General features: G+C 36.0%; 17 protein-coding genes. 6 read left to right on the top strand and 11 right to left on the bottom strand.

Going from position 1 to position 15,998, the window contains the following annotated elements:
* Positions 1 to 36 precede the first annotated feature (36 nt).
* The 4 genes from ZA05_RS00695 to ZA05_RS00680 are packed head-to-tail and all read right to left on the bottom strand — an operon-like array spanning position 37 to position 2,331.
* A complete protein-coding gene (locus ZA05_RS00695; protein WP_053989943.1) occupies positions 37 to 744 on the bottom strand; it encodes a hypothetical protein in 708 nt (235 codons plus the stop codon).
* On the bottom strand, positions 741 to 1,373 hold the full coding sequence (locus ZA05_RS00690) for a hypothetical protein (protein WP_053989942.1): 633 nt from the start codon (positions 1,371 to 1,373) through the stop codon (positions 741 to 743). Before ZA05_RS00690 ends, ZA05_RS00695 begins: the two co-directional genes overlap by 4 nt.
* Positions 1,370 to 1,993, bottom strand: a complete 624-nt coding sequence (locus ZA05_RS00685) for a hypothetical protein (RefSeq protein ID WP_053989941.1) — start codon at positions 1,991 to 1,993, stop codon at positions 1,370 to 1,372. The genes ZA05_RS00690 and ZA05_RS00685 overlap by 4 nt, the downstream gene beginning before the upstream one ends.
* Entirely contained in the window at positions 1,993 to 2,331 is a 339-nt protein-coding gene (locus ZA05_RS00680; RefSeq protein ID WP_053976490.1) for a PadR family transcriptional regulator, read from the bottom strand. The genes ZA05_RS00685 and ZA05_RS00680 overlap by 1 nt, the downstream gene beginning before the upstream one ends.
* Before the next feature lie 115 nt (positions 2,332 to 2,446).
* Between ZA05_RS00680 and ZA05_RS00675 the strand changes: the two genes are divergently transcribed.
* Positions 2,447 to 3,502 carry a ferredoxin--NADP reductase gene (locus ZA05_RS00675; protein WP_053989940.1) on the top strand — a complete coding sequence of 352 codons (1,056 nt, stop codon included), beginning with the start codon at positions 2,447 to 2,449 and terminating at the stop codon, positions 3,500 to 3,502.
* A 13-nt stretch (positions 3,503 to 3,515) separates the two neighbouring features.
* Here ZA05_RS00675 and ZA05_RS00670 read toward each other — a convergent pair whose 3' ends face one another.
* Both ZA05_RS00670 and ZA05_RS00665 read right to left on the bottom strand, forming a co-directional pair.
* The gene (locus tag ZA05_RS00670) at positions 3,516 to 4,544 is read right to left on the bottom strand and encodes a glycosyltransferase family 9 protein (RefSeq protein WP_053989939.1); all 1,029 of its coding nucleotides are present in this window, start codon (positions 4,542 to 4,544) and stop codon (positions 3,516 to 3,518) included.
* A 29-nt stretch (positions 4,545 to 4,573) separates the two neighbouring features.
* Complete coding sequence (locus ZA05_RS00665; protein WP_053989938.1) at positions 4,574 to 5,182, bottom strand: DUF4254 domain-containing protein; 609 nt, start codon at positions 5,180 to 5,182, stop codon at positions 4,574 to 4,576.
* A gap of 153 nt (positions 5,183 to 5,335) precedes the next feature.
* On the opposite strand from ZA05_RS00665, the gene upp reads away from it, so the two are divergent.
* Complete coding sequence (gene upp, locus ZA05_RS00660; protein ID WP_053989937.1) at positions 5,336 to 5,995, top strand: uracil phosphoribosyltransferase; 660 nt, start codon at positions 5,336 to 5,338, stop codon at positions 5,993 to 5,995.
* Here upp and ZA05_RS00655 read toward each other — a convergent pair.
* Positions 5,984 to 6,910 carry a DUF6427 family protein gene (locus ZA05_RS00655; protein ID WP_053989936.1) on the bottom strand — a complete coding sequence of 309 codons (927 nt, stop codon included), beginning with the start codon at positions 6,908 to 6,910 and terminating at the stop codon, positions 5,984 to 5,986. The genes upp and ZA05_RS00655 overlap by 12 nt on opposite strands.
* A 157-nt stretch (positions 6,911 to 7,067) precedes the next feature.
* Here ZA05_RS00655 and ZA05_RS00650 point away from each other — a divergent pair, with 157 nt between their 5' ends.
* Entirely contained in the window at positions 7,068 to 7,295 is a 228-nt protein-coding gene (locus tag ZA05_RS00650; RefSeq protein WP_053989935.1) for a hypothetical protein, read from the top strand.
* Here ZA05_RS00650 and purD read toward each other — a convergent pair.
* Positions 7,290 to 8,561, bottom strand: coding sequence for a phosphoribosylamine--glycine ligase (gene purD, locus ZA05_RS00645; RefSeq protein WP_053989934.1), 1,272 nt, complete (start codon positions 8,559 to 8,561; stop codon positions 7,290 to 7,292). The two genes, ZA05_RS00650 and purD, sit on opposite strands and share 6 nt — an antisense overlap.
* A gap of 83 nt (positions 8,562 to 8,644) precedes the next feature.
* Between purD and ZA05_RS00640 the strand changes: the two genes are divergently transcribed.
* From ZA05_RS00640 to ZA05_RS00630, 3 genes are read left to right on the top strand one after another with little or no spacing between them, the layout of a single operon-like run.
* A complete protein-coding gene (locus ZA05_RS00640; RefSeq protein ID WP_053989933.1) occupies positions 8,645 to 9,964 on the top strand; it encodes a phenylacetate--CoA ligase family protein in 1,320 nt (439 codons plus the stop codon).
* A complete protein-coding gene (wecB, locus tag ZA05_RS00635) occupies positions 9,961 to 11,055 on the top strand; it encodes a non-hydrolyzing UDP-N-acetylglucosamine 2-epimerase (RefSeq protein WP_053989932.1) in 1,095 nt (364 codons plus the stop codon). The genes ZA05_RS00640 and wecB overlap by 4 nt, the downstream gene beginning before the upstream one ends.
* The gene (locus ZA05_RS00630) at positions 11,052 to 12,218 is read left to right on the top strand and encodes a glycosyltransferase family 4 protein (protein WP_053989931.1); all 1,167 of its coding nucleotides are present in this window, start codon (positions 11,052 to 11,054) and stop codon (positions 12,216 to 12,218) included. The genes wecB and ZA05_RS00630 overlap by 4 nt, the downstream gene beginning before the upstream one ends.
* Here the strand turns inward: ZA05_RS00630 and ZA05_RS00625 are convergent.
* From ZA05_RS00625 to ZA05_RS00615, 3 genes are all read right to left on the bottom strand, one after another.
* Positions 12,215 to 13,519: an undecaprenyl-phosphate glucose phosphotransferase gene (locus tag ZA05_RS00625; protein ID WP_053989930.1), complete on the bottom strand. Its 1,305-nt coding sequence runs from the start codon at positions 13,517 to 13,519 to the stop codon at positions 12,215 to 12,217. The genes ZA05_RS00630 and ZA05_RS00625 overlap by 4 nt on opposite strands.
* Before the next feature lie 111 nt (positions 13,520 to 13,630).
* The gene (locus tag ZA05_RS00620; protein ID WP_053989929.1) at positions 13,631 to 14,833 is read right to left on the bottom strand and encodes an O-antigen ligase; all 1,203 of its coding nucleotides are present in this window, start codon (positions 14,831 to 14,833) and stop codon (positions 13,631 to 13,633) included.
* Between the two features lie 110 nt (positions 14,834 to 14,943).
* Positions 14,944 to 15,840: a T9SS type A sorting domain-containing protein gene (locus tag ZA05_RS00615; RefSeq protein WP_053989928.1), complete on the bottom strand. Its 897-nt coding sequence runs from the start codon at positions 15,838 to 15,840 to the stop codon at positions 14,944 to 14,946.
* Positions 15,841 to 15,998: the final 158 nt, after the last annotated feature.

Here is a 15,998-nt window from a genome sequence, read left to right as displayed (position 1 = left end):
GTTAGCGCTTCATTAGTAACCAATATACCTAAAATGTTACACCAGAGCATATTCCGGGTACATTTTTTTCATGTTTTCTTCCATATGCTTAGGAATATAAAACGCTACCAAATACGCCACCAAACCATAAAACACCAAAAACGAAGAGACAATCCAAAGCACCCATGGATTATCAACATTTAATTCACTGTGATTATTAAAATTAATCAAAAACTGTAAGGGTATTTGAAACATAATACCTCCCGTTCCCAGACCAGTAATAATATCCTCCAACAAATATTGTTTACCACTTATTTTGGAGCGCTTTTTAACCTGTAACCTAAATCGACACATCTGAACCGCAGGTAATAAAAACATTAAACAAACCAAGCCAAAAACTATAATATTGCTAAACGCAGAAAACCTTAACAGCATTTGAAGCATCAGCACCAAAGCAATCGTCATGATGATTTTAGGCAACCTAAAATACTGTTTGAACAGCTTCCATACTTCTTTCCAATAATATTTTGTCAAGGCATTGGTTCGTTGTTCCACCACATCCTGAAAGCCAAAGACTCCAAACTTTTTAAACTCTATGTGCAAAGCATCTTCAAATGTTCTTTGGGGATGTTCTTCCCACTGCGCCTCAATGCCATTAGCCAAATGATCTACCAACTCAGTTTGTATGTCGTAGTGTTCAACAAAGTGCTTCCGTGTGAAAGCGTAAAGCTCTTGGATTCTATCTTCTGTAATGATTGGTTTCATGAAATTGTTTCGTATTTCTTTTTATAAAACTGATAATTCTGGAAGCCCAATTGAAGCAACAAGAAAGGAACTGCAACCCCTAGGGAAATCTTAAATATTGCCATATCACCTTCACAAGCTAAACACCTAGTAAAAGAAAGAAAAAATGGATTTGCAATTTGATAGTAAATTACAATATATAAACCAATTCTTTCCAAATAAGAATAGCGACGTTTATAAACCTTATAATCTATCAAATACAATAATGGCAAAGACACTGTCAAGAAAATGGGAAAATGCCTTAGATAATTTGAACCACTGAACGCCCACATTATTTTAACTAAAAAGTAACTCCCCAAAACAACCAACACCCCTCGCCAAGAACAAATATTTTTCGCAAGTTGCTTCAATAATTTTTTATCAGCACTTCGGTAATATCTCCTACCCTCCTTTATCAAGCTCTTTTTGTTTTCGGCCATATACCATTTAAAAGCGTTGTAAAAATCAATCCCATCTTCAGACATTCTTACCTCTATTTCTGAAGCCACATGGTCCACCATTTCCAACCGGATGTCGGCAAAACGCACATCAGAATTCTTTAAATAGGTGTCTATAAATTGTATTTCTTCTATTGATAAGGTTGGTTTCATGAAATTGCCTGGTATTTGTTTTTGTAAAACTGGAAGTTCTGAAACCCTAATTGAAGTAATAAAACTGGAATCAAAACACTTAGCACAACGAATATATAAGAATAACCTCCCAAAGGCCCGTCAACAAAATAATTAAGTGCAATACCAATATACTGAGGTAAAAATATTAAGTAAAAACCAACGCGTTCCAACGATGAGAATCGAAGACGCGTCTTTCTAGTTAAACCGAAATAAACTGTCATCGCCAATATGCATATCGACACGGGAAACATTAGAACATATTTAGAACTCATAAATTCAAAAAGAATTCCTACCAGCCCCAACACCACAATTACAAGCAACGAGCCTTGCAAGGAATACAGATTCCTCAACATTTGCTTGAACAGTTTTTTCTCCGATTCCATCAAATAATTTCTGTTCTGTTTTAACAGACTCAATTTGTTTTCGGCCATATACCATTTAAAAGCGTTGTAAAAATCAATCCCATCTTCAGACATTCTTACCTCCACCTCTGAAGCCACATGGTCTACCATTTCCATACGGATATCTGCAAAGCGCACATCGGAGGTTTTCAGATAGGTATCAATAAACTGAATCTCTTCTTTAGATAACACTTCCATTACTCCAAACTAAATTTAGGATTTACCAAAGCCTGCATGGTTTTAATGTAGTTTTCCAATTCCGATAATTTATTGGCTGTTTCCTTAGTGCCAGACTCCGTAAGCTTATAGTACTTTCGCATACGGTTGTCCACTTTTGCCACCTCAACATCCAACAAACCATCCGCTTCCAATTTATGAAGCGATGGATACAAAGCTCCTTCGGTAATTTTAAGTTCGCCATTGGTCAACTCCTTCACCTTTTGGGTTATTTCGTAACCATACATCTTATCATTTTCACTCAACAATTTTAAAATGATGGTGGTCAAACTCCCTTTATATAATTTTGAATTGCTCATAACATTTCAAATATATACATAAATTTCTTATGCATAAGTTTTATAGGTATATATTTTTTGTTGAATTACATTTTAAAGTGTAGCGGCTTCACTATTTTTGTAAAAAACAAAATTCATGTCTCAATTTCATAAACTCACCATCAAAGAGGTGCAGCGCGTCACAGACGCCTCGGTAGCCATAAGTTTTATTGTTCCCGAAGACCTAAAAGCAGAATACACCTTTAAAGCAGGACAATACATCACCCTAAAAACCACCATTGACGGAAATGAAATACGACGAGACTATTCCATCTGTTCGTCTCCAAAAAGTGGCGAGCTTAAAGTAGCCGTTAAAGAGGTGGAAGACGGTACGTTTTCTTCTTATGCTAACAAAGAACTAAAAGCTGGAGATGTTTTAGACGTGGCACCTCCAAAAGGACGTTTTGTATTCGAACCGAATGACAAAAAGACCAAAAACATAGCCTTATTTGCTGCAGGAAGTGGGATTACCCCAATCTTGAGTATTGTAAAATGCGCTTTGGAAGAGGAAATCCATAGTGAAATCATTTTGGTTTATGGTAACAAGACCACAAAGGATACTATGTTCCTTGATGAATTATTGGAACTGCAACACCAATACAGCAAACGCTTGTCACTTCAGTTTGTGTTCAGTCAAGCCGATGAGGACGATGCTATTTTTGGACGTATCGAAAAGAGCACCGTAAACTACGTGATGAAAAACAAATACAAGCACGTAGAAGTAGACGCATACTATCTATGTGGGCCAGAAGGCATGATCCACACTGTAAAAGATGTACTTACAGGTCATGACATTGCAGAAGACCGTATTCACTATGAATTATTCAAAGCAGCAAAGCCTACAGAAATTGTGGATACAGCCGTTGCGAGTGGTAAAACACAAATTACAATCGTGGTTGACGAAGAGGAAACCACCTTTGAAATGTCCCAAAAACAGACCATTTTGGAAGCTGCTCTAGATGAAGATGTCGACGCCCCTTATTCCTGTCAAGGAGGTATTTGCAGTAGCTGTTTGGCCCGTATCACTGAAGGCGAAGCTACCATGCGCCAAAATAATATTTTAACCGATAACGAGGTTGCCGAAGGCTTGATATTGACCTGTCAGGCACAGCCAACCACACCTACCATAAAAGTCGATTACGACGATATTTAAAAAATAAAAGCGGTTACTGAGTAACCGCTTTTATTTTATGTATCACTTCTTGAGGCGAAATACTACTGGCCGCCTCTTCATAAGCTTCTGGATATTTGTTCCCATAAACAGATGTTGGGATTAAAGGAAATTGTGATCGGTCTGCCAACAACAGATAGTCTTCTGGTTGATTGAAAGGCGCAAAACCAGCAAAAGGATGGGTCACTCCCCAAATGCTAATTGTTTTCACTCCCAACATGGCTGCCATATGCCCATTCCCAGAGTCCATAGAAACCATTACATCTAAATTGGAAACCACATCCAACTCCTCTTCCAAAGTGAGTTTTCCCGCAATACTTACCACATTTTTATGAGCATCCTGGATACGCTGTAATTGTTCAATCTCCGAAGCACCGCCACCAAATAGTATAACCATATAATCTTTAGACAAGGCTTGAATCACCTCTTCCATCAAATCCAAAGGATACATTTTTCCTTTATGTGCAGCAAAAGGTGCAATCCCAATCCATTTTTGGGTGTCTGCACCCAAGAGTTCCAAAACCTTAGGATTTAAAGGTGTTCTTTCCGGAAAGTTAGGATTGGAAAGCTCCATGGAAAACCCCATGTTTCTAAACACATCAGCATAGCGTTCATGGGTGGTTTTCAATTGTTGAAACACTTCACCACTTACCAAGGCTTTCTTTTCAGAACGTCCTTTATCCAATTGCTTGGTTGGTGTTCCCAAAAGGAAAAATCTCAGAATTTTGGAACGCAGGACATTGTGTAAATCAACAATAGCATCGATGCCCAATTGCTTTAATTCCCTAGACAATCTAAACAGCCCAAAAATTCCTTTATGTCTGCCTTTAACATCTACAGGAAACACCTCAACATTGTCAACACCTCTAAAAAAGGGTGCAAAAAAACCGCGTGTAAGCACAGTAAGTTTTACATCGGGATATTGCTTCACAAAGGCTCTTAACACAGGAACGGTCATCGCTACATCTCCCATGGCCGAAAGACGGATGACCAAAATATGTTTGGGTGCTTTTTTAGACTTCATCTATGTGAACAAACGGAATGTATGAGCTTCTACTTTTGCGAACGCAACACAGGGTTCAACTCATCGTCGTTGTACATCTTCATTTGCTTGTACACTTTCATGTACTTATCGCCTTTGGAAATATCTTCCAATAAAGTATCGATAGCGGTAGAAAGGTCAACACGTTGCTCCAACAAAATGTCCAATTTCTTTTGGCAAGCCTCTCTATGCGCTTCTGTGGCATCTGTTCTTGTAGCCTCCTCGTTCATATGGTAAATCTTAAGAGCCAAAATAGACAGACGGTCAACTCCCCAAGCTGGGCTTTCGGTATTAATAGTCGCATCTGCTTTAGCCGTCACATCCTTGTATTGCTCTAAAAAATAGCTATCGATGTATTCTACCATATCCGTTCTGTCCTGATTGGAAGCATCAATTTGACGTTTCAAGGTCAAAGCTGCCACCGGATCAATTTGTGGATCACGGATAATATCTTCATAGTGCCACTGAACCGTATCAATCCAGCATTTTCTGTATAGCAAATGTTCAATCAAGTTCGTTTCCTGAGCGTACGGATTGCTAAAAGGTTGATCAACTGTATTTATAACGTGATATTTTTCAATTACTTCTTGAAAAATTTTATTGGCTTTGCTTGTAAACATGATCTTAAATTTAGGGCACAAAGTTACGCAATTTTAAGAGAACCCGATTCCAAACACGCTGCAGAAATTCCTACATAAGAGCATTGCATTGTTTTCAACAACTATTTGCTTGGAAATAGCTACATTTACTAGACAAACCTAAATACCTTCCTTATGCAAATTCACGATTTTTCAAAAGAGAATTCCATTTTGAACAGTTTCATTGCCGAAATGAGGAATGTAAACGTTCAAAAAGATCCAATGCGATTTAGACGTAATATTGAACGTACTGGAGAGATTTTGGGATATGAATTGAGCAAAGTTCTGGACTACGAAACCAAAGCCATTACCACCCCTTTGGGAACTTGCCCAAGCAATCTGCTTAGTAATGACATTGTTTTGTGTTCCGTGCTTCGTGCTGGAGTTCCACTACACAATGGCCTTTTAAACTATTTTGACCAATCTGAAAATGCCTTTATTTCTGCTTATAGACATCACAAAGCCCACCCCGAAAGCTTCGAGATTATAGTGGAATATTTGGCATGCCCAGACCTGAATAACAAAACATTGATACTTGCTGACCCCATGTTAGCTACAGGCCAATCCATGGTCGCTACTTTTGAGGCCTTAAAACCTTTTGGAACACCTAAGGAAGTACATCTGGTAAGTGTTATTGGCGCTAAAGAAGGTGTTGATTACGTCTCAAAACACTTCCCCAAAAACACACATTTATGGATTGCTGCCATTGATTCTCAGCTAAACAGTCATGGATATATAGTACCTGGATTAGGCGATGCGGGAGATTTGGCTTTTGGACAGAAATTACAGAATTAAACCTACAACAGGCGTCAATATTAAAACCCAGATAAACACTTCCTTAAACCATTTTTCGGTTACTACATCCATATAGTTAGAAAGGATAATGGACAAGGGTGCAAACAGGAAAATAAACTCAGCCCCCGTCTTCTTTGGAGCGATAATTAGAATTGTTAAAGCAATGATGGTAGCAATAAAAACCAATATATAAGCCGACTTATAGCTTTTAGCCTTTGAAGCAATATTCTTAAGATAGTATACCGATCCCCAAATAAAACAGGAAAACATCATAGTAGCCGCAACAATAATATTTGTTGCATTCAGGCTTGAAAAATCAAAACTTACCGACATGTCCATATTAGCCACATAGCTAGCCAAATCTGTATTGAACAACACCAACACCCCACCAGCGATAATTGCCACAGCAATTACAGCCACCAAAGGCACAATCCAATCCTTGATATCAGCTATGGAATACAAAAGCAAAGCTGCCAATATTAAAATATAAAATAGAGAAGACCAGAAGTACAAAAGCGTAGCCAAACTAATCCAAAAGGCTCCATCAAACAACTTCTTTTTGACGTCCTTCTTAGAACGCAAACTAATAATGCGCCTCATAGCCAACAGAATAAAGAGGTTTGCTAGAAGAATTTTTGAATTCAAAAACGTTTGGGGCAACATCATAAAGAACAGTGTAAAAAACAAGATTTTAAAACTGTTCTTTTTGGTCAAATCGTTCTTACCTGATAAAAAATCGAATATAAAAATAGAGAACAAGCACACACCAAAAAGGAGTACTTGCTTAAAGACGTCCAAAATACCAAAAGGCTCATGAACCATGAACAGTTTTGTCATTACAAAAGCAATACACAGTGCTGTACTTACCACCACAAAATGTATAGGTTTTGCTTTGCTAAAAAAACTGGATACCATCAAAAAGCTTAATGTTTTCTTTTGTCCTAATGTTGCTTAGGGCTACCATTTCAACATTCTTTTCGTATTTTTTAAAATTAAAATGAAAAAAATGTAATTTTGTCCCGTAAATATATTGATAATCTTTTAAGCTCTCACGAGTTTTAAACTATACCACATGAAAGACTTTTTTTACGCAATTCAGGATTTATTCGTTAATGTGCTTTTCAAGCCATTAGATGCCTTAAGAGCTTTAGAATTGGATAACTGGTTCGCAGCAAACGCGTTTTCCTGGATTTTTATCCTTATTGGTTTTGTTGCTTTTGGTTACTGGATGAAACAATTGAAATCCTTTAACGACAACAACGAAGAAGATAAGAGCATAAGCTCTCACTCCTTCCTATAGATCAAAACCAATATCTTTACGATAGTTCATCTTATCAAAATGTAGTTTATCTATATTTTGATAAGATTTTTTTAGTGCCTCACTGTACGTATTTCCATAGCTGGTAATAGCCATCACACGCCCTCCTGTAGTCACTACTTTTCCATCTTTATAGTCTGCTCCTGCATGAAACGGAATAGATCCATTTATTTGATCTAACCCAGTAATTTCCTTTCCTTTTTCATAGCCTTCCGGATAACCACCAGACACCAACATTACGGTAGTAGCTGCACGATCATCAATCTCGATGGTAATTTCATTTAAGGTTTGGTTGGCTATGGCATTGAAAATTTCAACCATATCATTTTTAAGTCTAGGCAACACCACTTCGGTTTCAGGATCTCCCATTCGTACATTATACTCAATCACTTTAGGATCGTCACCAACCTTTATCAAACCGATAAAGATAAAACCTTTATATGGCAAGTTATCCTTTTGAAGACCTTCTACTGTTGGCTTAACAATTCGTTTTTCTATCTTGGCTAAAAATTCCTCGGTAGCAAAAGGTACTGGGGACACAGCTCCCATTCCACCAGTATTAAGTCCGGTATCCCCTTCCCCAATACGCTTGTAATCTTTTGCCGTTGGAAGAATTTTGTAGTTCTTTCCATCGGTCAAAACAAAACAGCTCAATTCTATGCCATCCAAAAATTCCTCAATCACGACCTTAGCACTGGCATTTCCAAATTTGGCATCTACCAACATGCTTTTCAATTCGGCTTTGGCTTCTTCTAGATCGTTTAAAATCAATACGCCTTTTCCGGCTGCCAATCCATCAGCTTTCAATACATAAGGAGCTTGCAAGGATTCCAAAAACTTGAAACCTTCCTCTACAGTATTGGCATCAAAACTTTGGTAAGCTGCCGTTGGGATGTTGTGGCGCATCATAAACTCCTTGGCGAATTCCTTACTGCCTTCCAATTCTGCTGCCGCCTTTTCAGGACCAATTACTGGCACATTTTTAAGTTCCTCATCATTTAAAAAGAAATCATGGACACCTTGTACCAATGGGTCTTCTGGACCTACAACTACCATTTCGATTCCTTTGGAAACCACTAATTCCTTTATCGCTGGAAAATCGGTTACACCAATGTTTACGTTTTCTGCAATATCGACCGTTCCAGAGTTACCTGGCGCTACATAAAGTTTTGTACATAAAGGGCTTTGGGCTGTTTTCCAGGCAAAGGTATGTTCTCTCCCGCCTGAACCGAGAATTAAAATAGTCATGATCTTTGTTGTTTGCCGCAAAAATAATTGCTTTTGCGCTTAAAAAATAATTATTTTACAAAAACATCTAAGGCGCCTTTCGTTTGAATTTATTTGATCTTTCCCTGCAACTTAACGGATTTCCCATTCATAGGGCGCGTATGACCCTAAAGAAAATTCAGCAGTATAGCGAACCTGAATTCGAAGCCTATTTAGACCATAGAAAGCAGGCCATTTTTGAATATCATTTAAAGCACAATCCATTTTACAGTTCATTTGCCAAAAGTACTTCTGGTAATTATTGGAACACCGTGCCAATCATGACCAAAAGGGATCTGCAACAACCTTTGGAAGAACGCTTATCTAAAGGATTTGCCATAAAAGATGTTTATGTGAATAAGACCTCAGGATCTTCGGGAGATCCCTTCATTTTTGCCAAGGACAAATTCTGTCATGCCCTGACTTGGGCGGTAATTCAAAATAGATTTGGATGGCATGGACTGGATTTCAACTCTTCGAAACAAGCTAGGTTTTATGGTATTCCTTTGGACAAAAAAAATTATTACAAAGAACGCTTTAAGGATTATCTTGGAAATCGCTACCGATTTTCGGTTTTCGACATGAGTGATCAGGCTCTCGAAGAATGTCTGAGAAAATTTGAGCAAAGCAAATTTGAATACATCAACGGCTACACCAGCCCTATTGTACAATTCGCGAAGTTTCTTGAGAGAAAAAACATCAATTTGAAATCTGTTTGTCCAACATTAAAAGCTTGTGTGGTTACTTCAGAAATGCTATTTGATTCAGACAAGACCTTGTTGGAAACACAATTTGGTGTTCCAGTGGTCAACGAATATGGGGCTTCGGAATTGGATTTAATTGCCTTTCAAAATCCAAAAGGAGAATGGCAAGTGAATGGCGAAACCCTTTTTGTTGAAATCCTAGATGAAAACAACCAGAATGTTCCTTTGGGTGAAGAAGGGCGCATCGTCATCACCTCTCTTTACAACAAAGCACATCCCTTTATCAGATACGATATTGGCGATATTGGAACGCTTTCTCCCGAATCCAACATTCAAAAACCCATTTTAAAACAGTTGACAGGAAGAACAAATGATTTTGCCATTTTGCCTAGTGGTAAAGTCGCAGCAGGCTTGACTTTTTATTATATCACTAAAAGTATTATCGAGGATGATGGCAATGTCAAGGAATTTGTTATCGAACAAACATGTCCCGATACTTTCAAAATATTTTATGTAAGTCAAGACCCATTGTCTACTGAAAAAACGAAAATTATCACAACGCAAATGGAACGTTATTTGGAACAAGGACTCCAAATCCAATTTGAAAGAAAAGAAGGCTTAGAGCGTTCCAAAAGCGGCAAACTCAAACAATTTACATCACAAGTAAAGCAACATTCATGACCATTACTATAGTGGCGGGAGCCCGCCCTAATTTTATGAAAATAGCCCCTATTATTGAGGCTATTCAAAAGAGCAACCAATCAGGAAAAGACATCCATTACCGTTTGGTACATACTGGGCAACACTACGACAAAAACTTGAGCGACACTTTTTTTGAATCGCTCAACATACCTTTTCCAGACAGTAATTTGGAAGTGAAAAGTGGTACCCAAGCAGAGCAAACCGCAGCCATCATGATTGGTTTTGAAAAGGAACTCCAACAACACCCTTGTGATTTGGTCTTAGTAGTTGGAGACGTCACCTCAACCATGGCCTGTACCATTGTGGCCAAAAAAGCACATATTAAAGTGGCCCATGTAGAGGCAGGCATCCGCTCTGGAGACATGACCATGCCAGAGGAAATCAATCGTATTGTCACCGACAGTTTAACGGATTACTTTTTTACTACTTCTGAATACGCAAACAATAACCTAACACAATTAGGAGTTCCCGATAGCAAAATCTATTTTGTAGGGAATGTCATGATCGACACGCTTCTAAAAAATGAATCTCGATTTCAAAAGCCAGAGTTATGGGACCAATTACATCTAGAAGCTAAAAAGTATTTGGTTTTAACCCTTCACAGACCGAGCAATGTTGATGAACAGAAACAACTCAGCAGCATGCTATCTCTTATTACGAATTTGGGAAAAGATTACCATATTATATTTCCAGTACACCCAAGGACAAAACAAGTTTTGGAAGCCATGCACATTAAGGCTCCCAACCTTCACTTTGTGGAACCCTTGGGATATTTGGAATTTAATTTTTTGGTGAAACATGCTTTGGCCGTTTTAACCGATTCAGGAGGGATTACTGAAGAAACCACCGTAATGAATGTACCTTGCATCACCTTACGAGAAAATACCGAACGTCCAGAAACCTGTGAACTTGGCACCAACGTTTTAGCGGGAAAAGATCCTGAAAAAATTGAAACTGCTTTCCAAACTCTTCTTTCCGGCAAATGGAAAAACACAACCATTCCTGAACTGTGGGATGGCAAAACCGCTGAACGCATCATCGAGCACCTCATCAATATTTACCAGCTTTGAGCAAAGAGATTTTAATTATTACCAACTACTTTCCTCCTGAAACTGGAGCCGCTTCAAACAGAATTTTTCATTTGGCAGAAGGACTTCAAAAAAGAGGATTTCATATATCAGTTTTAACCCCGCTACCCAACTACCCCAAAGGGAAGATATTTGAAGGGTATAAAGGCCATTTTAAGCACACTTCAAAAGAAAACGGAATAACAGTGCACAGACTGTGGATTTACGCCAGCAATTCCAAGAATAAACTCTTGCGCTTGTTTGCCATGCTATCCTACAGCTTTAGTTTGATATGGTTTTTCATTTGGAACAAGATTCCCAAGAAGGTCATTGTACAATCGCCTCCATTATTAGTAGCCTTCACTTGCATGTTTTTTCTTCGGAACAAAAAAAGGCAATTGATTTTAAACGTTAGTGATTTGTGGCCTATTGCAGGCTTGGAACTTGGGGCTTTTAAAAATAATTGGAGCTACAGATTACTGGAATGGATAGAGCGATTTAATTATAGAAATGCCAATTTAGTATTGGGACAGAGCAATGAAATTTTAACACATGTTACTTCTATACATCCAAATAAAAAAACTTTTCTCTATAGAAACTACCCTGATTTTATCCCTCCTGAAATACCACACAACAATCAAAAAAATTCAAAAATAAAAATGGTCTATGCTGGTTTATTGGGAATTGCTCAAGGCATCCATAAACTTTGCAACAACCTGGATTATACCAATATTGAGTTTCATATCTATGGGGCTGGAGCCGAACAAAAAGCCATTGAAGATTTCATTAAAAACAAACCCCAATTACCCATTACATTCCACGGAGAAATTGAGCGCAGTCTTTTGCATCAAGAACTATTGAAATACGATATCACCATTATTCCGCTTCTCAACAGAATTTATGGCTCTGTTCCTTCAAAAATCTTCGAATATGCACGATTAGGGCTCCCAATGCTATATTTTGGTGGAGGTGAAGGCGAAAAAGTAATAAGTCAAAACAACTTGGGCTGGATTGCTGCAGCGGCAGACTATAAATCCTTAAACAAAATTCTTTCAGAACTAAATAAAAACAATCTTACACGAGATAATAAGGTCGAGATTCAACAAAAAGCTGTAATTGCTTTTGATTTTAACAGGCAATTAGAGGAATTAAGCAAGATACTTTAATAAGCCTTTTCTTCTCCCTGTATAGCATTTAAGAACGTTCTGAAGATGATTTTTAAATCCAAGAAAATAGACCAGTTTTCAATATAAAAGATATCGTATTTAACACGACCTATGATATCCTTGTCTGTTTCCACTTCACCCCTATATCCACTGATTTGGGCAAGTCCTGTGATCCCAGGCTTTACAAAATGGCGAACCATGAATTTGTCAATTCTTTTCGCGTACATATTCGTATGGCTAACCATATGAGGCCTTGGTCCAACGACAGACATATCTCCAAACAATACATTAAAAAATTGAGGCAATTCATCAATACTTGTTTTACGGATAAACCTTCCTACCTTAGTCACCCTTTGATCTCCCTTAGTAGCTTGATGCAAATTTGCATCTGGATTTGGCATCATAGACCTAAACTTATAACAGTCAAATTCTCTATAGTTGAATCCATTTCTAGACTGCTTAAAAAACACTGGACCTTTAGACTCTAACTTTATCAAAATAGCTATTAATGGGGTTAGCCAAGAAAGGATAAAGACAATCACCAAACTTGAAAATAGAATATCAAACCCACGTTTAACAAACATATTTATAGACTCTTCTAAAGGGATATTCCGTAAGGACAAAATAGGGATGTAATCATAATATTCGTATTTCAATTTTTTGGAATAAATCTCTTTATTGTCTGGTAAAAACTTAAGGATTTTAAGATTGTTATCAGCAAAATCAACCACTTCATTGATTTGACTGTTACTTAGTTCAGATATGGAACAATAGATTTCATCAATACCTTCATCCAGAATATATTGGAAACTTTCTTCCAATACACCTGCATTTTTCTCTTTAAAAGAAAAGGTTTTTTTATGTTTATAACCATATTCGGGATTCTGGTTGAAAAAATTCTTCAACGCATGCGTTTTTTTATTGGCTCCAAAAATAACAGTGTTTCTAAAATTCCCCCCAAATGAAGCCCGGTACTTTTGAAGCAGGTAATAAACCGTGAACTTAAAAACAGAAATCAGTAAAAATACTGTAAAAACGTAATATATAATTGTTTTTGGATGGAGATTGAACTCAAAATTATAACCAGAAAAAGCAAACATCACCAAAGCAAATAATACCAATTGTTTGATAATCATGGATAAGATGGTTACTTCCCTTGTATAACGATATACTTCATAAAACTTTGAAGCTACAGATAAAATTAGCCAAGAAAGAGAAATAATAATTACAAAAAAATATGGATCTAAGTGCCTAAAAAAGAAAAATATGGCCAATCCATTAACAATACTCAAATCTATCATATAGGATATCGGCCTCAAATAACCAGAATATCTACCTTGTTTAAATGTGTTCAAATTATTTCTTTATAACATATTTACTGCACAAAAATAGTCAACAATTTTATAACAAGTCTATGTAAGTTTAATTAATCCAGTTTTATATTTCGATAAAAATAATACAGAAAAAATTGTAAAATATTCAATTCCTTTTATTCTAACCATCATTGATTCGGTAAGGTTTGCCAAAATAAAGGACATAATAAAAAACAAAAAAAAGTAGTTCTTGCGTTTAATAGCAACTCCAATCACATACAATAAAACACCAATATAAATAACACCCCCGATAATTCCATTAGAACTTAAGTATTCCATAAATTGATTATGAGCATTATACTTATGGTGGGCTGCCACTATATAACCATAATCGGTATAACGATCCACTCTTTCTTCCTCAATTTTATCCAAACCAACTCCAAAAATGGGGTACTCCTTAAAAATATCATACGATATTTGCAACCTTTCAAATCTGCCATCTTTTTCAACTGATTCTGATGAAAATATACGATTCTGTAAATAATCGCTTCCATAAAAATAAAATAAGGCAATCGCTACGCTAATCAAAGCACCAACAACCGCAAATTGCTTTATATATTTTAATAAATTTCTTACAAAATAAAATCCAAGGGTTATGGTATAAATAAACAATGCCATCCTACTTACCAACTGTAACATCCCCAGAGTAAATAAAACGATTAAACTTATTTTAACACCCTTATTAATTCCAGTTTCCTGAAAAAGTAAGTAATAGGTTGAAAAGCATATAAACAATCCTAGATAAGCGGGATGTGTATCTGCAATACTCGTAAAGTCATGACTTAAATGCCGCCATCTCAAAAAATAGCTTAAAGGCTCACTATTAGTGACCATTTCATAAAAAATATTACTATAACAAATTAATAGCGTTATGGCACAACCATAGACTAGTCCATTAAAGGCATATTTGAATAATTTTTTGATATCACTTCCATTTAATGCAAAAGCAATCGGCAATAATAAAAACGACCAATACTTTTCTAAGTGTTTGATAAAAAAATGGTCTGTGTTATTTACTGAAGCAATTAAGGCCAAAATAAAAAACAAAAATAAAGGGATATAAACTCTCAACGACGATTGAAAATCTCTGTAGTTGTTTCTTAAATTTTTGATTATTGAGACTCCTACAAACAAACCCAACAACAGGTTATTAATCCCCATATACATGGGTAAAGTAAAGGTTGTAAAAAAAACCAGTATAGTTATTGCTGAAAGCTCTTCTTTATTAATAAACTTGGGCATCTAATAAAATAATTTCCAAATTAACACCACCTATTCAATTTGATTTAATTAAAAATCAAAACAGTTCTTCAGAAGTTGAACAAAATTCTTGTTAACAATTAAACCTTAGTTTAGCTTTTAATAATTCTTTTAAATAAAATGCCACTTCCTGTATTGAATTTTAAAAGATAAACCCCTGAATCAAGATTGGATAAATCAATCTGTTTAATATCATTCTCAAATTTATCAATTAGCTTTCCATCAATACTAAAGAAAAAAACGTTTTCAATATTTACACTGTTAACATAATCAATATTAATAATGCTTTCTGTAGGATTAGGATAAATAATTATTTCTTTGTCAACTGCATACTCACTAACAGATAGAGAAATGCACTCGGTTTCTCCTTCGTTTTCTACAAATACCGTATTAGTTCCAACATTCGCCCAATTAGCACTACTAAAAACACAATTATCTAAATAAATATATGGCAGAATGGGGTTATTAATAAAATTAAATTCCCAAATACTACTATTATTATTATTTCTTAAATCTACAAATTGAAGATTATTGTTCTTGGCATAAATAGAAACTAAATCGAGATTATTAGACAAGTCTAGACTAGTAATACCTGTGTTTGAACAAATGAGTTGTTGAAAATCTGGATTTTGGGATAGATCCAAAGAGGTAAGTCCTGTATAAGAGCAAAATAAATGTCTCAATAAAGGTAATTGACTAGCGTCAAATTCAGTTATAAGAGAATTCCCGGTAAAATATAAATATTTTATTGCTGTGTTTTGGCTCAAGTCTAAACTTTCCAAATTATTATTACTACACATAAATTCTACAAAGCTTGTGAAATCTTCTATCCCCGTTAAATCCGATATTGATTTATTTTGTACACTCAAAAAAGTAATAGAAGAAATATTCTCCGTTAGGACTTGGTTATCCATTATATCATCAAAGCCCAATTCAATTAAAGCCTGTTCAAAATTGTTATCAGGGATATAAGTAGTTTGAGACTTCAAGACCTAATTCACAGAAAATATTAGAAGTAGAATTAAAATGTTAATTTTCATGTTTAAGATTTTTTATTTACAACTCATAACATTATACTTCAACTTAAACCAAGGCCTAGCATAAGGTTGGTTGCCATATTAAATGATAAATGTAAATACTTTAGAAG

The sequence above is a fragment of the Mangrovimonas sp. TPBH4 genome, from assembly GCF_001280505.1.
Classification (GTDB): domain Bacteria; phylum Bacteroidota; class Bacteroidia; order Flavobacteriales; family Flavobacteriaceae; genus Mangrovimonas_A.
Note: the sequence above shows the minus strand (reverse complement) of the source record. Positions and strands in the feature narration are given on the sequence as shown.

Coding starts and splice junctions, on each gene's coding strand:
- ZA05_RS00695 (WP_053989943.1), bottom strand. CDS start 744: ATGAAACCAATCATTACAGAAGATAGAATCCAAGAGCTTTACGCTTTC.
- ZA05_RS00690 (WP_053989942.1), bottom strand. CDS start 1,373: ATGAAACCAACCTTATCAATAGAAGAAATACAATTTATAGACACCTAT.
- ZA05_RS00685 (WP_053989941.1), bottom strand. CDS start 1,993: ATGGAAGTGTTATCTAAAGAAGAGATTCAGTTTATTGATACCTATCTG.
- ZA05_RS00680 (WP_053976490.1), bottom strand. CDS start 2,331: ATGAGCAATTCAAAATTATATAAAGGGAGTTTGACCACCATCATTTTA.
- ZA05_RS00675 (WP_053989940.1), top strand. CDS start 2,447: ATGTCTCAATTTCATAAACTCACCATCAAAGAGGTGCAGCGCGTCACA.
- ZA05_RS00670 (WP_053989939.1), bottom strand. CDS start 4,544: ATGAAGTCTAAAAAAGCACCCAAACATATTTTGGTCATCCGTCTTTCG.
- ZA05_RS00665 (WP_053989938.1), bottom strand. CDS start 5,182: ATGTTTACAAGCAAAGCCAATAAAATTTTTCAAGAAGTAATTGAAAAA.
- upp (WP_053989937.1), top strand. CDS start 5,336: ATGCAAATTCACGATTTTTCAAAAGAGAATTCCATTTTGAACAGTTTC.
- ZA05_RS00655 (WP_053989936.1), bottom strand. CDS start 6,910: ATGGTATCCAGTTTTTTTAGCAAAGCAAAACCTATACATTTTGTGGTG.
- ZA05_RS00650 (WP_053989935.1), top strand. CDS start 7,068: ATGAAAGACTTTTTTTACGCAATTCAGGATTTATTCGTTAATGTGCTT.
- purD (WP_053989934.1), bottom strand. CDS start 8,561: ATGACTATTTTAATTCTCGGTTCAGGCGGGAGAGAACATACCTTTGCC.
- wecB (WP_053989932.1), top strand. CDS start 9,961: ATGACCATTACTATAGTGGCGGGAGCCCGCCCTAATTTTATGAAAATA.
- ZA05_RS00625 (WP_053989930.1), bottom strand. CDS start 13,519: ATGATAGATTTGAGTATTGTTAATGGATTGGCCATATTTTTCTTTTTT.
- ZA05_RS00620 (WP_053989929.1), bottom strand. CDS start 14,833: ATGCCCAAGTTTATTAATAAAGAAGAGCTTTCAGCAATAACTATACTG.